General features: G+C 61.1%; 12 protein-coding genes and 1 tRNA gene. 6 read left to right on the top strand and 7 right to left on the bottom strand.

Annotated features, from left to right (window positions below):
- Positions 1–3: 3 nt before the first annotated feature.
- The 3 genes from ACZ5FP_RS06345 (at position 4) to ACZ5FP_RS06335 (ending at position 2,979) form a co-directional block, all read left to right on the top strand.
- Positions 4–747 (top strand): SDR family oxidoreductase, encoded by a 744-nt coding sequence (locus tag ACZ5FP_RS06345; protein WP_464662783.1) that lies wholly within the window; start codon positions 4–6, stop codon positions 745–747.
- Positions 748–822: 75 nt separating this feature from the next.
- Positions 823–1,761 carry a phosphoribosylaminoimidazolesuccinocarboxamide synthase gene (locus tag ACZ5FP_RS06340; protein WP_464662782.1) on the top strand — a complete coding sequence of 313 codons (939 nt, stop codon included), beginning with the start codon at positions 823–825 and terminating at the stop codon, positions 1,759–1,761.
- Between the two features lie 258 nt (positions 1,762–2,019).
- Positions 2,020–2,979: a DUF937 domain-containing protein gene (locus ACZ5FP_RS06335; protein WP_464662781.1), complete on the top strand. Its 960-nt coding sequence runs from the start codon at positions 2,020–2,022 to the stop codon at positions 2,977–2,979.
- 111 nt (positions 2,980–3,090) lie between these two features.
- On the opposite strand, the gene ACZ5FP_RS06330 is transcribed toward ACZ5FP_RS06335, so the two are convergent.
- A complete protein-coding gene (locus tag ACZ5FP_RS06330; RefSeq protein ID WP_223611725.1) occupies positions 3,091–3,378 on the bottom strand; it encodes a DUF1127 domain-containing protein in 288 nt (95 codons plus the stop codon).
- Between the two features lie 206 nt (positions 3,379–3,584).
- Between ACZ5FP_RS06330 and ACZ5FP_RS06325 the strand changes: the two genes are divergently transcribed.
- Entirely contained in the window at positions 3,585–4,541 is a 957-nt protein-coding gene (locus ACZ5FP_RS06325; protein ID WP_346305508.1) for a LysR substrate-binding domain-containing protein, read from the top strand.
- A gap of 4 nt (positions 4,542–4,545) precedes the next feature.
- Here the strand turns inward: ACZ5FP_RS06325 and ACZ5FP_RS06320 are convergent, their stop codons facing one another.
- The gene (locus tag ACZ5FP_RS06320; RefSeq protein ID WP_464662780.1) at positions 4,546–5,115 is read right to left on the bottom strand and encodes a DUF2585 domain-containing protein; all 570 of its coding nucleotides are present in this window, start codon (positions 5,113–5,115) and stop codon (positions 4,546–4,548) included.
- A gap of 83 nt (positions 5,116–5,198) precedes the next feature.
- Here ACZ5FP_RS06320 and xseA point away from each other — a divergent pair, with 83 nt between their 5' ends.
- A complete protein-coding gene (gene xseA / locus ACZ5FP_RS06315) occupies positions 5,199–6,782 on the top strand; it encodes an exodeoxyribonuclease VII large subunit (protein ID WP_464662779.1) in 1,584 nt (527 codons plus the stop codon).
- 1 nt (position 6,783) lies between these two features.
- On the opposite strand, the gene ACZ5FP_RS06310 is transcribed toward xseA, so the two are convergent.
- From ACZ5FP_RS06310 to ACZ5FP_RS06290, 5 genes are all read right to left on the bottom strand, one after another.
- Entirely contained in the window at positions 6,784–7,872 is a 1,089-nt protein-coding gene (locus ACZ5FP_RS06310) for an ABC transporter substrate-binding protein (protein ID WP_464662778.1), read from the bottom strand.
- 11 nt (positions 7,873–7,883) lie between these two features.
- On the bottom strand, positions 7,884–9,269 hold the full coding sequence (locus tag ACZ5FP_RS06305; protein ID WP_223611735.1) for a sensor histidine kinase: 1,386 nt from the start codon (positions 9,267–9,269) through the stop codon (positions 7,884–7,886).
- Entirely contained in the window at positions 9,259–9,936 is a 678-nt protein-coding gene (locus ACZ5FP_RS06300; protein WP_223612394.1) for a response regulator transcription factor, read from the bottom strand. Before ACZ5FP_RS06300 ends, ACZ5FP_RS06305 begins: the two co-directional genes overlap by 11 nt.
- Positions 9,937–10,137: 201 nt before the next feature.
- Positions 10,138–10,214: transfer RNA gene (locus ACZ5FP_RS06295), tRNA-His, on the bottom strand.
- 224 nt (positions 10,215–10,438) lie between these two features.
- The gene (locus ACZ5FP_RS06290) at positions 10,439–10,894 is read right to left on the bottom strand and encodes a phasin (protein ID WP_105736338.1); all 456 of its coding nucleotides are present in this window, start codon (positions 10,892–10,894) and stop codon (positions 10,439–10,441) included.
- A gap of 290 nt (positions 10,895–11,184) precedes the next feature.
- Here ACZ5FP_RS06290 and ACZ5FP_RS06285 point away from each other — a divergent pair, with 290 nt between their 5' ends.
- Positions 11,185–14,349, top strand: a complete 3,165-nt coding sequence (locus ACZ5FP_RS06285) for a histidine kinase dimerization/phospho-acceptor domain-containing protein (RefSeq protein WP_464662777.1) — start codon at positions 11,185–11,187, stop codon at positions 14,347–14,349.
- Positions 14,350–14,464 lie beyond the last annotated feature (115 nt).

The following is a 14,464-nucleotide window of genomic DNA, read 5'->3' as shown; positions in this document are numbered from 1 at the left end:
GCGATGAGCAAGACCATCCTGATAACAGGCGCGAGCCGTGGCATTGGCCGCGCGGCGGCCATTCTTGCGGGTCAAAAGGGATGGTCGGTCGGCGTCAATTACATCGGCAACAGGGCGGCAGCGGATGACGTGGTCGCGACAATCATCGCGGCGGGCGGCAAGGCCAAGGCCATACAGGGTGACGTCGCCAACGAGGCCGACGTCATCGCCATGTTCAGGCAGACCGAAGAACTCGGCCCGCTCGACGGACTTGTCGTCAATGCCGGTATCGTAGCGCCCGCATCCAAGCTGATGGATATCGATACCGAACGTCTCAAGCACATGTTCGATGTGAACATTCTCGGCGCCTATGTCTGCGCCCGCGAGGGTGTCCGCCGGATGGCGCGGTCTCGCGGCGGCAAGGGTGGATCAATCGTCATCCTGTCGTCCGCTGCAGCCCGTCTTGGCGGGCCGTCGGAATATGTCGATTATGCCGGTTCAAAAGGCGCAATGGATACGCTGACCATCGGCCTTTCCAAGGAAGTCGGCCCCGAAGGTATCCGCGTCAATGCCGTCCGCCCCGGTCTGATCGAGACCGACATCCACGCCAGCGGCGGCCAGCCGGACCGGGCCCAGCGCCTCGGCGTGATGGCACCGCTCGGACGGCCGGGTACGGCTGACGAAGTCGGCGAATCCATCGTCTGGCTGCTCAGCGATGCCGCGTCCTATGTGACCGGGGCGCTTCTCGATGTAACCGGCGGGCGCTAACTCAGAATTTGACTCCCGTTCCTCGACTTATGTGTTATGCGGAAGCCAGATTGTCTGACGCGGATTCTTCACACCATGCCCACACACAAAGCGCTCACCGAAGCCTTCATTCCCGAACTGCCGAACTACTACCGCGGCAAGGTGCGCGAGAATTATGACCTGCCGGATGGGCGGCGCATCATTATCGCCACGGACCGCATCAGCGCATTTGACCGGATTCTCGCCTGCATTCCGCTGAAGGGCGAAGTCCTGACGCAGACCGCGCGTTACCAGTTCGAGCAGACCAAGGATATCTGTCCCAACCATGTGCTCGACTATCCCGACCCGAACGTCGTGGTTGCCCGCCGCCTCGATATCCTGCCGGTCGAAATCATCGTGCGCGGCTATCTCGCCGGAACCACCGGCACATCGATCCTGACACTCTACAAGGCCGGCAAGCGGGAGATGTATGGCACGACCTTCCCCGACGGCCTGCAGGACAATGAAAAGCTTCCAGCCCCGATCATCACGCCGACATCCAAGGCGTTCGATGGCGGCCACGACGAACCGCTGACCGCCAAGGAAATACTTGAGCAGAAGCTGCTGACGCAGGAGCAGTGGGATACGATTTCCGCCTATGCGTTCAAGCTTTTCGCGCGCGGACAGGAAATCGCCGCCAGCCGCGGCCTTATCCTGGCCGATACCAAGTATGAGTTCGGCACGGATGCGGATGGCAACATCGTGCTGGCCGACGAAATCCACACATCGGATTCCAGCCGCTACTGGTTTGCCGACAGCTATGCGCCGGGCAAGCGCCCGGTCAGTTTCGACAAGGATTTCATCCGCACCTGGGTGGTCGAGCGCTGCGATCCCTACAAGGATGAAATCCCCGAGATTCCGCAGGATATGATCGACGCGACGACCAAGGTCTATATCCAGGCCTATGAAACGATTACCGGTGCAACATTCACGCCCGGCGATCCCGCTATTGATCCGCTGGAACGTATCCGCAAGAATCTGGCGCAGTATTTTTAAGGTTTAATGGCCGGATTCATACCCCTGAACCGACCTGACTGAATCTGCGCCGGGCGTGGTTCGACAGGCTCACCATGAGGGAGGGTGAGGATTGCAGGGAGCCTTATTCTGCAACCTTCGCGATTGGTGTTGCGTCAAACCACTCCCCTCATGGTGAGCCTGTCGAACCACGCACTCTAACCCGATAAAAAGATTGAACTTTGCTTGTCGGCAGGGCTACTCTTCCCTCGTGCATCAGCCCGAAGGAGGATCGGCGCCATGAATCTCGTAGACATGTTCCTGAAGGGACAGGGTGGGCAGGCCGTGGAGGCATTGTCCCGCCAGTTTCAGCTCTCGCAACAACAGACAATCGCCGCCATCGAGGCATTAATGCCCGCCTTTTCGCAGGGCTTGCAGCGCAATACCGCCGATCCCATGGGTGTCGGCGCCTTCATCCAGTCGCTGTCGTCTGGCCAGCACGTCAATTATTTTGATAATCCGCAGGCGGCCTTCAATCCGGCAGGCATTGCCGACGGCAATGCCATTTTGAACAATCTGTTCGGCTCGAAGGAGTTGTCACGCGCCGTCGCCGATCATGCCGCGCGAATGACCGGGATCGCCGTCAGCACGCTGCAGCAGATGCTGCCCGTGCTCGCATCCATGACGATGGGCGGGCTCTACAAGCAGTCGACGGGCCAGTTTGCAGCGGCCGGGCTCGGCGGCGGCAATGTCATTGGCGATTTCATCGAGCAGATGATGCGGCAAAGCGGTGGCATCGGCGGCCAGACCGCTCCCAACCAGCCGGGCGCCGCCAACCCCTGGGGCCAGATTCTAGAAAGCATGCTCGGCGGCGGCGCTGCCGGAGCGCCGCAGCAGCCGCAGGGCCAGGCCAATCCGTGGGGCAACAATCCGCTTGGCCAAATCCTCGAACAGATGACACGCGGCGGGTTTCCCGGCGCCACGCCGCAAGGGCAGCAACCCGCAGGAAACGCGCAGAACCCGTTCGGCGACAATCCCCTCGGCAAAATCTTCGGCGATATGCTCGGCGGCGGCGCGCAACAGCGCACGGCACCGGAGCCTCAGCCCCGGCAGCCAGACCAGCCGCCCGCTGCCAACAATCCGTTCAAGGATGTCCTCGACCAGATGTTCGAAACGGGCCGGAAAACCAACGAGCAGTATCAGAAGGGTGTCGAATCGATTTTCGACCAGTATCTGCGCGGCATGGATCGCAACAAATAGCCGGTCCCATAAAGAAAAAGCCCGGCCAGAAGGCCGGGCAGTGGGCAGGCGGGGCACCGGGAGGGGATTCCGGTGTGAATGGGACGCCTGCTAAACCGTCAAAATCGATGCTCAGCTGATCGAGCGTGCTGCGCGCAAACGGGCCCGTACATCGGCCAATGCGCCCAGTTTTTCGCTCGGATCTTCAAGCAGCGACGTGCCAAGGGCCGAATGCAGATCACCGCGCGTGACACCGATGTCATGCAGCATTTGATCGTTCCACTCACCGAGGCTCAAAATCGTTTTGCGATTGCGGCGGGCGACGATCATTCGGGTGACAAAGCCAAAGGCCTGAGCCAGCGCGAAAGTGATCGCGGGCACCAATCCATTTACTTCAGTCGTTCTCGTTGTCGTCGTCATCGCCCTACTCCTTTTTTGAATGGCGCTGATCAAGAAGGGTTGAATCGCGTGGAAACCATTTTCTACGCATTACGCCCGGTATCGTTTCAACACAGGCGTCTCCTGAACATCCGTAGAATGATCCACAAAAATTGATTATTCAAACGAATGTTTTTCATGTAAACGTTCAATAATAATGATGGATTGAACCGTCCGGGAGCAAAGCCATGAGTGCGCCTCTTGATCTTGACCAATTGCAGACATTTATCGCCATTGCCGACAGCGGCAGCTTCACCAGAGCGGCTGATGCGGTCAACAAGACTCAGTCAGCGGTCTCCATGCAAATGCGCCGGCTGGAAGAGCGGGTTTCCAAGGCCCTGTTTGAGCGCGATGGCCGCACCAACAAGCTGACCGAAGACGGCGAACGTCTGCTGGCCTATGCACGGCGCATGATGCAGCTCAACGGTGAAACCATCGCCGCCTTTGACGATACGCAGCTGCAGGGTCATATCCGCATCGGCACGCCCGACGATTATGCCGATCGCTTCCTGCCGGAAATCATGGCGCGCTTTTCCCGCTCCAACCCGCGTGTCGAACTTTCGGTGGTGTGCGAACCCACGGTCAATCTCGACGAGATGATCCGCAAGGGGCAGCTCGATCTGGCGCTGGTCACCCAGTGCGACGACATGCGCCGTTCGGAAGTGGTGCGAAGCGAGCAATTGCTCTGGGTCACCTCGGCGCACCATACGGTGCATGAGGAGAAGGTGCTGCCGCTTGCCGTTGGCCGACCGACCTGCATCTGGCGCGCCGCGGCAATCGACGTGCTCGACACCATGCATCACGACTATCGCATCCTGTTCACCAGCTGGTCGGCGACGGTCCTGGCAGCAGCGGTGCTTGCCGGCCTTGCGGTCTCGATCCTACCGGAATGCGCCCTGCGCCCCGGCATGCGTGTGCTTAGCGAAGCCGACGGCTTTGGCCGCTTGCCGGAATTCGGCATCGGCATCATGCGCGGCCACACCAAGCCCTCCGCCATCGTGGATGCGCTGGCGCAGCATATCGTCGAAAGCCTCGACAACCTGTCGATGCCAACCCCGGTCAGCATGGCGCCGGCGGCCGCGCCGAACCAGGTCAACCAGCGCCTGCGGCAGGTGCGCTCGACAGAGCTGGTTCCGGGCTGGTAGGCGGTTACAGCCCGCCCTGCCACGCCTTGATGGCATCGAGCGGATAGATCAGCATCAAGACATTGAGGGTGAGATTGTCGCGAATGACATATCCCGCCAGCAATTCGAAGACGATGGCGATGATGAACGTCAGCCAGAGCGGCGCGCGGGACGCAAAGAAAAAGCCGATCACCATGAACAGGATATCGCACACCGAGTTCAGCACGCTGTCCCCGGTATAACCGAGCGCAATGGTCGCCTCGCGGTAGCGATTGATGACCATGTCGGTGTTCTCGAAAATCTCCCACGCTGCTTCCACCACGATGGCAAGGAGCAGGCGGAAGCCCGCCGGCTTGCTGCGCGCAACCAGCCACAAAAGGCCGTAGAACAGAAAGCCGTGGATGATGTGCGACAGGGAATACCAGTCGGAAATATGCTGGGAATTGTCAGACGAGTTGACTTCGCCCACCCAGAGCTTGACCGTTCCGCAGGTGCAGATGGGATTGCGGCCCATCCCCAGCAGGATGATGGCGGTCAGCGCGATCATCGCGGTGCCGATCATCAGATAATGGCGCAGACTGAGACGTTGCGTCATGAGCATTCCCCTTTTCATCCCCCGGCCCTGCAACACAGGCCTCGAAGACTTGACGCCATTCATCACCCCGTTAGGAATAGGGAATGACCGAAAAGTCCGAATCGACGTCCAACGTTGCCGAATATTCCGTATCCGAAATCTCGGGAGCGCTAAAGCGCACTGTTGAGGACACGTTCGGCCATGTGCGCGTGCGCGGCGAAATTTCCGGTTATCGCGGCCCCCATTCCTCGGGCCATGCCTATTTTTCCCTGAAGGACGACAAGGCCCGTATCGAGGCCGTCGTCTGGCGCGGCAGCATGAGCCGGCTGAAATTCCAGCCCGAAGAGGGCATGGAAGTCATCGCGACGGGCAAGCTGACCACCTATCCCGGCTCGTCGAAATACCAGATCGTCATCGAGCAGATGGAACCGGCCGGTGCCGGGGCTTTGATGGCGCTTCTGGAGGAACGCAAGCGCAAGCTCGGCGCCGAAGGCCTGTTCGATCCGGCCGCCAAGCAATTGCTGCCCTTCATGCCGCGCGTCATCGGCGTGGTCACCTCGCCCACGGGTGCTGTTATCCGCGATATCATTCACCGCATTACCGACCGCTTTCCGCTGCACGTGCTCGTCTGGCCGGTGCGCGTGCAGGGCGAAACCTCCGGCGCGGAAGTGGCCGCCGCCGTCAATGGCTTCAATACCCTGCAGCCGGGCGGCGCCTTGCCCCGGCCCGATGTTCTCATCGTGGCGCGTGGCGGCGGCAGCCTGGAAGATCTCTGGGGGTTCAATGACGAAATCGTCGTGCGCGCCGTTGCAGCCTCCGATATCCCTGTCATTTCAGCCGTCGGGCACGAAACGGATTGGACGCTGATCGATCTTGCCGCCGACGTCCGCGCGCCGACCCCGACCGGCGCCGCCGAGATGGCGGTACCCGTGCGGGCCGACCTGCAGGCAAGCGTCGTCACCTATGGCGCGCGGCTGGCGGCGGGCATGTCGCGTTACCTCGACAATCGCCGTCAGGCCCAGCGCGCCCTGTCGCGCGCCCTGCCCTCCGCCGACCAGCTGCTTGCCCTGCCCCGGCGGCATTTCGACGAAACCGCCGCCCGGCTCGGCCGCGCCTTGCAGGCGAACACCCAGAAAAAACGAGCGCATTTCGATGGCCGTGCCCGGCAATTGTCGCCGCGGGTCCTGCAGCAGCGGTTCCGCGAAAAGCAGCGGGAAGTGACTGTTTTCGGCGACCGCCTGCCGCGCAGCCTGAGCGTCTTCCTGCGTGACCGGCGCGCTGTCTTTGCCCGTCATACCCAGCGTCTGTCGCCTGAACCGATTGCCCGCCTTGCCGTGCGGGGGCGCCAATCGCTGACCCAGCTGGAACGGCGGCAGGATCAGGCCATCGGCATCACGCTGGACCGGGCCAGGCGACGCGGCAGCGAACTCGAACGGCTGATGAAGACCCTTTCGCACGAGAGCGTACTCGAGCGCGGTTTTGCCATCGTGCTCGACACGGCGGGCGCTCCTGTAAAACGCGCCGCTGCCATTGCCAGCGGCGATCATCTGACGCTGCGCTTCCAGGATGGCGAGGTTCAAGCCGTGGCCGGGGAAGGTGAAGCCAATCCGGTGCGGCCAAAGCCGGAACGCCCGGCTCCGGCAAAGAAGCCTGCCGCGCCCGGCACGGACCAAGGCTCGCTTTTCTAGCTTACTCCCGTGTCCATTCCGGGCTGTTGAGCTCGATCAATGAGCGCGACCAATCCTCGATGAAGCGCTGTCTCTGCGCCCAATCCTGCACTGCCAGCAGCCCCGGCCCGATGCGGATGGGTTGCGCGATTCCCGATTCCTTCAGGTTCTGCGGCCCGTCAACATCCGGCGGCAGGCCGCCCGTTTCGGAAAAATAGAACGCATTGCTCCGCGCAATCGACTGGCCGCGCTCCGACAGGAGATAATCCAGGAACTGCGCGCCAAGGTCGCTGCGCTCTGCGGATTTGGGAATGAGCGCTCCGCGGCTGAGCACCAGCGTATAGTCCCGCGGCACGACAACCCTGAGGTCCGGATGCCTTCGCGCCACGTCATAGGCATAGGAACCCAGCATGTTGTAGCCGATATAGAGGCGGCCGCTCGCCACCTCCTCAAGAATTTCGCCGGTGCAGCATCGCGCCACCGCAGAAGCCCGCGCCATGCTTTCCAGCAAGCGGCCGAAGACGGTGTTCGTCTGCCGCGCGTCGTTGAAGGCCAGCAAATAGCCAACGCCGGACAGGCGGATGTCGTAGGTGCCGACGCGGCCGCGATAATAATCAAGACGTTCGCGCAGGAGGTCGGCGAGTTCCACATGGGTGCGGGGCACCTCGGCCGGCGGGACCTTGCGGGTGTTGTAGACGAAGACGGCCGGTTCATAGGTGAAACCAAAAACCTCGTCGCGCCAGTTGGCCCAATCGGCCACACGCAGCGTTTCCGGCGATGTGTGCGATGCGGCACAGCCATCATTGGCCAGTTTCAGCAACTGATCCACTGACGACGACAGGAGCAGGTCTCCGAGCGGCTCGTCCTTGCGGCAGGCCTCACTGGCCAGCGCATGCAGTTCATTGGTGAGATACTCGATGTAATCAATCGATATGCCCGGTGCGGTGCGCTGAAAATCGTCGATCAGCGGCTTCATGGCAGCCAGGTCGGTGGTCGAATAGATCGTCAGCTTGCCGGTTTCCGTCTGCAGCGCCGGAAACCGCGTATGATTGTCCGTTGCCGCCGGAACCTGCGATGTCAGGGCAAGGATCGTGGCAATCATCGTAGCCATGAAACGTTTCATCATTTCGCGGGGCCCTTGTGCAACGGCAATGTCAGGATAACCGTGAAGCTCTTCTCGTCCCGTGCGCGAAAGCCCAGCGTGCCGCCATGGGCATTGACGACTTCCTGGGCAATGGCGAAGCCGAGGCCGGAACTGCCTTCGTGCGATTTCGATGTCGCGAAACGCTGGGTGGCTTTTTCCCAGCCCTCCGGCGGAATGCCGGGGCCGTCATCCTCCACCTCGACATAGGCATCGAGCGCATCGGAGCGTACCCGCACCTCAAGCCGCTGATCCGTCCCGTGCCGCAGGGCATTGTCGATGACATTGACGATAGCCTCGCGCAGGCTGACCGCATCGCCGAGGACAAAGGGGCGGTCATCGGGCGCTTCGAACGAGATGACGATATCGGGGTCCACGGTGATGGGAATGGCGGCGCGGTAGGCACGGCGGGCCACATCGACGAGGCTGATCGGCTCAAGCTGGATGGAGTCGGCGCGGTGGATGACCATGGCGTGGCTGAGTAGCTGGTTGGTCAGGCGCGCCAGCTCGCCGGTGCGCTGCTGCACCCGCTCGAAATGCTGCCGTCCGGTCTTGTCCAGCTTGTCGTGTCCGAGAAGGTCGATCTGCGCGGACAGGGCCGTCAGCGGTGTCCGGATCTGATGCGCGGCATCGGCGATGAACCGTTGCAGCAGGTCGACGCGTTCATTCAGGCGGCCCATGAAATGATTGATGGAACTGACAAACGGATCGAGTTCGCGCGGAACGCCGACCGAGACGGGCGTCAGGTCATGCGGGTCACGGCGGCGCACGGCGGCCCCCAATCGCTCCACGGGCTGCAAGGCATAGCGGATGGCCAGCATGGCACCGGCAAAGGCGAGAAAGCTCATGACGACGACAAGGATGGTGGCACGCAGCGTCAGTTCCCGCGTCAGGGCGGAGCGCGCCTCGTTGGTCTGCGCCACGACGACATAGGCATGCCCCGTCACCGACGGGTCCGCCAGCACGCGGGTGGCACGGGCTATGCGCACCGCCTCGCCCTTGTAGATACCTTCGCTGATGCTGACGGCGTCGCGCGCACCATCCGGTGGCGCCGGGTTTTGCAGATCATCATAGCCGGTCACGGTTTTGCCGTTGGTATCGATGACGCGGTAGAAAATCCGGTCGCGTTCGGCCAGTCCCAGCAATTCGAATGCCGATGTGGGCAAACGGGCGCTGAGCGCGCCTCTTTCGACGGAAAGACTCTCCGCCATTTGCAGGGCAGCGCCGACAAGCAGCCGGTCATAGGCCTTGTCGGCCGCCGTTTCCGCGTAATACCAGGCCGCGCTGACAAGAATCGCCGCACCGATACCCAGAACCAGCGAAATACGCCGGGCCAGACGGGCAAAGAGGGACGGCTCATGCTGCATCGCCGGCCACCAGTTGATAGCCCAGCCCGCGCACCGTCACGATGCGCGCCTGCGCGCCTTCCAGTTTCTTGCGCAACCGCCCGACATAGAGCTCGATGGCATTGGCATTGGCAGCCTCGTCGAACCCGAAGATCTGGTCGAGCAGTTCGTCCTTGCTGAAAACACGGCCCGGACGCGCCGCCATGACTTCAAGCAATGTCAGCTCGCGCCGCTTCAACTGGACTTCGCGCTTGCCGACATGGACGGACCGTGCGCCGCGGTCGATGGCGATATCGCCGCATTTGATCAGATTGGTCGCCTCGCCGCCGGTGCGCCGCCGGATCAGCACGCGGGCGCGCGCCTCAAGCTCGCGAAAATCGAAGGGCTTGACGAGATAATCATCCGCCCCCAGATCGAGGGCGCCGACGCGGTCCTCGATCTCGGAACGCGCCGTCAGCACGAGGACGGGAACGGCATTGCCGGATCTGCGCAGGCGCTTGAGAATCTCAAAACCGTCCATGCCCGGCAGCATGACATCAAGGATGATCAGCGAATATTCAGTGAAATCGATGATTTCCGCCGCGGCACGGCCGTCGGTTTCCCAATCGACAGCATGGCCGATCGCCTCGAAACGCTTGGCGATAGCCTCCCCCACATCATGCGTATCCTCAACCAGCAATATGCGCATGGTTTTCATTGGCATGAACGCCCGCCGGGATCAATTGACGATGAATGGTTTTACCATGCAGGGATTGAATGCAGCGGCCGGCCGGTGCGGGCTTGAGAACAGCGCCATTACCGGCGCGCGGCATCAGCCGCGGTGCGCAAAAGCAACCGGACCGCTGGTGGTTTGATCCGGCTTTGTATTTTGGGGAGGTTTTGGAAGAAGTGGTACGGACGGGTGGATTCGAACCACCGACCTCAGGAGCCACAATCCTGCGCTCTAACCAACTGAGCTACGACCGCGCACCGTCTTCTTTTCGACAGGGGTCACATACGTAAGATTGATGCTTTTGGCAAGCACCCGATGCAACAGAAAGGTAAAAACCAACAAAAAAGAAAAGGCCGGGGGAGGAACCGGCCTTTTCCATTAATGCAAGACCCATACGGGAGGAACTATCGGGTCTTGCTTGTCCAGCGGCCGGGAGGAGGAGTGCCGCCGGAGTATTTTTTCATCAAAGGCCTTTAAATCAGGCGACCTTGACGTCCTTGATTGCCTTCTCGACAGCCGACTTGACCGGAGCGGAGATTTCTTCAACAGCCTTGGTTGCAACTGTCTGGAATTCCTTGGCCTGGTCGGTCAGGGCTTCAGCCTGCTTGCGAACGAACGCGCTCTGCAGTTCGATGACTTCGCCGAAAGACTTAACACCGATCAGGGCTTCGATATGAGCGAAGCTGGCTTCGGTGTTGGCGCGCAGCGCAGCCAGAGCCTTGAGGGAGAGAGCTGCAGTGTTCGACTGTGCAGTTTCAAACGTGCTTTCGAGTGTCTTCTGGGCAGCTTCGGCCTGATCCTTGATCTTGGCATAGGCTTCCTTGGACTGGGCAACGCCCTTCTCGGTGAATTCGCGAACCTGATCGGTTACAGCGGTCGCATCAAAGGCAGGGATCGAGAACGCATCAGCAGTCTGTTTGGTGGTCTTGCTCATAACATGTTCCTTCCATGTGCAGCCGGTCTATGCGGCTGCTTGTGAATTCATGACCCGTGTATAACCCAATTTATTGTGCATTGCAACATTTCTTTTGCACCGCACAATCAAACGTCTGATTTTTCATCCAAATATTTTTGTGGAGCGTCTTCCAAGTTAACTAAACCAAGAGAAAGACGTGTGACGTAAGGGACTGTGAGTGGACGATTGATCGCCAGACGATTATTAACAGAGTATTAAGACAATCCGCAGACAGCGGATGCTTTATTGTGGAGTGCACCGGTCAAACGATGACGTCTGGAACTTACCCATTCATCGATATTGCCGTTCTGGATGAAATTCGCGAGCATTTTGCCAATGGCGATGCGCTTGTGGTCATTTCGCCGGATCTGGAGAATGTCATCTGGGCGAATGGCCAGGGTGCAAATGCGCTTGGCTACGCGACCATCGACGATATTCTCGATGCCGGCTCCGTGCTCAATGTACAGGCAAGACGCCAGCTCATGGCGCTCGACGGTTTCCCTGCCATCGGCCATGGCCGCACGGTGTCATTGCGTGTGGCCTTCGGCCTGGCCAGCCGCATCCTGACATTCCAGGCAAGCGACCTGACTCTGCCGCGCGGCGAAGCCGCCATCCTGCTGTCCATCGCCAATACGGCTCGGCTGACATCCGAAGCGGAGATAGCCGCGCTGGCCATCAAGGGCTTCGGTGACAGCACCACCCATGCGGCCATGATCGATGCCGCCGGCACGGTCTTGGCAGCCTCCGACCAGTTCCGCAGCATCGGCTTCAACGACAAGATGCTGGGCGATCTGGTGCGCGAAGTGCGTCTCGAACGCAACCGGCTGGTGAAGCGCCCGGTGCAGACAGCCAACGGTTTTGTGCCGGCCGGCATAGCGCGGCTGACCGACAGCCCTGCCCTGCATCTTCTCTTTGCCATCCGCGACGTCAATGCAAGCGCAGAGCAACCGGTAAAAGCCGCAGACAAGCAGCCCGAACCGCCCGCAGTATCGCCCATCACCGTTGTCCATGATGTCCGGGACAGCGGCGTCGAAGCCACGGAACCGCCGCACAGCATCGCCGCCGTTGAACCAGCGCCGCAACAGGCCGAGAACGCGGCGCCCGAGGATGGACCTTTTCAGTACAGGCCCTCCGACAACCCCGTCCGTTTTGTCTGGAAGGTGGATGCGGATGCGCATTTCGACGAAATATCTCCCGAATTTGTCGGTGCGGTAGGCCCCAACTCGGCGGCGGTCATCGGAAAATCCTTCCGCGACGTCGCCAACGTCTACGGGCTCGACAGCGGCGGCGAGATTGCCGAACTTCTCGAACGGCGCGACACATGGTCGGGCCGCTCCGTCCTGTGGCCGATCGAAGGCACCGATTTACGTGTGCCCATCGAATTGGCGGCCCTGCCGATCTATTCGCGCGAGCGGGTGTTCATGGGCTTTCGCGGGTTCGGCGTTGCCCGCATGGGTGATGTTACGACCGATCCCGAGGCGATTGGCAAGGCGCTCGCGCCCAAGCCCATTGCTCCCGTCGATGTATTCAATGGCGAAAAACCCGCCATTGCCATCACACCCGCCGCACCGGTTGAGCCTTCCCGCGACGTAGCCAGAGCCGAAACCATCGAAGGTAATGTCATCCCGTTGAAGACCAACCGTCTTCCGCGCGATGACGGGCGCCTGAACGATGCGGAACGCAATGCCTTCAGGGAAATCGCCGAACGGCTGCGCCGCGAAGTTCTGGCCGACAACCCGAAGGAAGCCGCCCCTGCGGCTGCCGTAACCAACGCCGAAGCGCCATCGGATCAGCCGGCAGTGCCCGCTCCGGTCGTGCCGCCCGTTCCCGATGCGGAAGTCGTCGGCCCCGGTTTCACCGTGTCGGCAGACAAAGAGGCAAAGGCACCTGCAGCCGATCCGGCACCGCAGACGGATTTTGCAGAGAATATCCGCACACAAGCCCGGCAAGGCGTCGATACCGCCGTTCTCGCGGCCCTGCCTCTTCCGGTCCTCATCCATCGCCATGGCATTCTTCTCTATGCCAACAGAGCCCTGCTCGACGCCACGCTTTATGAAACGCACGAGAGCATCAACGCGGCAGGCGGCCTGAATGCACTTTTTGCCGAAAATCCGGAACAGGCCGACAGCGAGACAGCGGACGGTGTGAACCTGCGTCTGAGCGATGGCACGACCCGGCGCGTTCAGGCGCACCTTCAGGCCGTGCGCTGGGACGAGGACGGCGAACGCGCTCTGCTGCTGGCCCTGTCGCCTGAGGCGCAGCCGCCCGTGCTGCAATCGCCGGAACAGCGGTTCGACGACAGCGAGCGGCAGCTCCTGCAAACCCGCATCGACGAGCTGAATGCGATTCTCGATACCGCGACGGATGGGGTTATCCTGCTTGATTCCGCCGGTGCCATCCGTTCGGTCAATCATTCGGCGGCGGCGCTGTTTGGCTATAATCCGGAAGAGGTGGAAGGCAAGGCGTTCTCCCTGCTCTTTGCCATCGAGAGCCAGCGGACGGCCATGGACTATGTCAGCAGCCTGTCGGACAACGGGGTTGCCAGCGTTCTCAATGACGGCCGCGAGGTCATCGGCCGCGAAAGCAAGGGGCGGTTCATCCCGCTGTTCATGACCATCGGCAAGCTCGATGCGTCAAAAGGCTTTTGCGTCGTGCTGCGGGACATCACCCATTGGAAACAGGCCGAGGAAGAACTGCTCAGCGCCAAGCGCGAGGCAGAGCGCACCTCCAGCCAGAAGAGCGAATTCCTCGCCCGGATCAGCCATGAAATCCGCACGCCGCTCAATGCCATCATCGGTTTTTCCGAGTTGATGGCGGACGAAAAATTCGGCCCTGTCGGCAATGAGCGGTATCGCGACTATCTCCACGATATCAGCCGTTCCGGCAATCACGTTCTGTCGCTGGTCAATGACCTCCTCGACATTTCCAAGATCGAGGCAGGTGCGGTGGAGTTCGACTTCCAGGCGGTTTCGCTGAACGACGCTCTCACCGAGGCCGTGGCGATCATGCAGCCGCAGGCAAACCGCGAGCGGGTGATCATCCGCTCCAGCCTTACCTCGCGCCTGCCCGACATTGTCGCCGATCAGCGGTCGATCACCCAGATTGCCCTCAACCTCCTGTCGAACGCCGTGCGTTTTACCGGACCGGGCGGACAGGTGATCGTTTCGACCAGTTACGAACCCAGCGGCGACGTGCTCCTGCGGGTGCGCGATACCGGCATCGGCATGACGCGGCAGGAAGTCGAACAGGCCCTGCGCCCCTACAAGCAGATCACCACGCCCAAACATGCGCGCACCGACGGCACGGGTCTCGGGCTGCCGCTGACAAAGGCCATGGCCGAGGCAAACCGCGCAAGCTTCGCCATCGATTCCGCGCCGGGGCGCGGCACGATGGTCGAAATCAGTTTTCCGTCGACCCGCGTCCTCGCCGACTGAAAATTGTAAGACAGCTTCCCATCGCCTCATTCAGTCCGCAATGCGGTGGCAAACGCTCTGCAACAAATTGGCGCCTGACGATCTCTGGCCCTTGAATTGCAACGCATCATCGCTA

Source organism: Phyllobacterium sp. T2-21, from assembly GCF_055378485.1.
The sequence above is the reverse complement of the archived record's forward strand: the minus strand, read 5'-3'. Positions and strand labels throughout refer to the sequence as shown.

What these genes read in the sequence shown, in the direction of transcription:
- ACZ5FP_RS06345 (WP_464662783.1), top strand. Translation starts at nt 4, where the DNA reads ATGAGCAAGACCATCCTGATAACAGGCGCGAGCCGTGGCATTGGCCGC.
- ACZ5FP_RS06340 (WP_464662782.1), top strand. Translation starts at nt 823, where the DNA reads ATGCCCACACACAAAGCGCTCACCGAAGCCTTCATTCCCGAACTGCCG.
- ACZ5FP_RS06335 (WP_464662781.1), top strand. Translation starts at nt 2,020, where the DNA reads ATGAATCTCGTAGACATGTTCCTGAAGGGACAGGGTGGGCAGGCCGTG.
- ACZ5FP_RS06330 (WP_223611725.1), bottom strand. Translation starts at nt 3,378, where the DNA reads ATGACGACGACAACGAGAACGACTGAAGTAAATGGATTGGTGCCCGCG.
- ACZ5FP_RS06325 (WP_346305508.1), top strand. Translation starts at nt 3,585, where the DNA reads ATGAGTGCGCCTCTTGATCTTGACCAATTGCAGACATTTATCGCCATT.
- ACZ5FP_RS06320 (WP_464662780.1), bottom strand. Translation starts at nt 5,115, where the DNA reads ATGACGCAACGTCTCAGTCTGCGCCATTATCTGATGATCGGCACCGCG.
- xseA (WP_464662779.1), top strand. Translation starts at nt 5,199, where the DNA reads ATGACCGAAAAGTCCGAATCGACGTCCAACGTTGCCGAATATTCCGTA.
- ACZ5FP_RS06310 (WP_464662778.1), bottom strand. Translation starts at nt 7,872, where the DNA reads ATGGCTACGATGATTGCCACGATCCTTGCCCTGACATCGCAGGTTCCG.
- ACZ5FP_RS06305 (WP_223611735.1), bottom strand. Translation starts at nt 9,269, where the DNA reads ATGCAGCATGAGCCGTCCCTCTTTGCCCGTCTGGCCCGGCGTATTTCG.
- ACZ5FP_RS06300 (WP_223612394.1), bottom strand. Translation starts at nt 9,936, where the DNA reads ATGCGCATATTGCTGGTTGAGGATACGCATGATGTGGGGGAGGCTATC.
- ACZ5FP_RS06290 (WP_105736338.1), bottom strand. Translation starts at nt 10,894, where the DNA reads ATGAGCAAGACCACCAAACAGACTGCTGATGCGTTCTCGATCCCTGCC.
- ACZ5FP_RS06285 (WP_464662777.1), top strand. Translation starts at nt 11,185, where the DNA reads ATGACGTCTGGAACTTACCCATTCATCGATATTGCCGTTCTGGATGAA.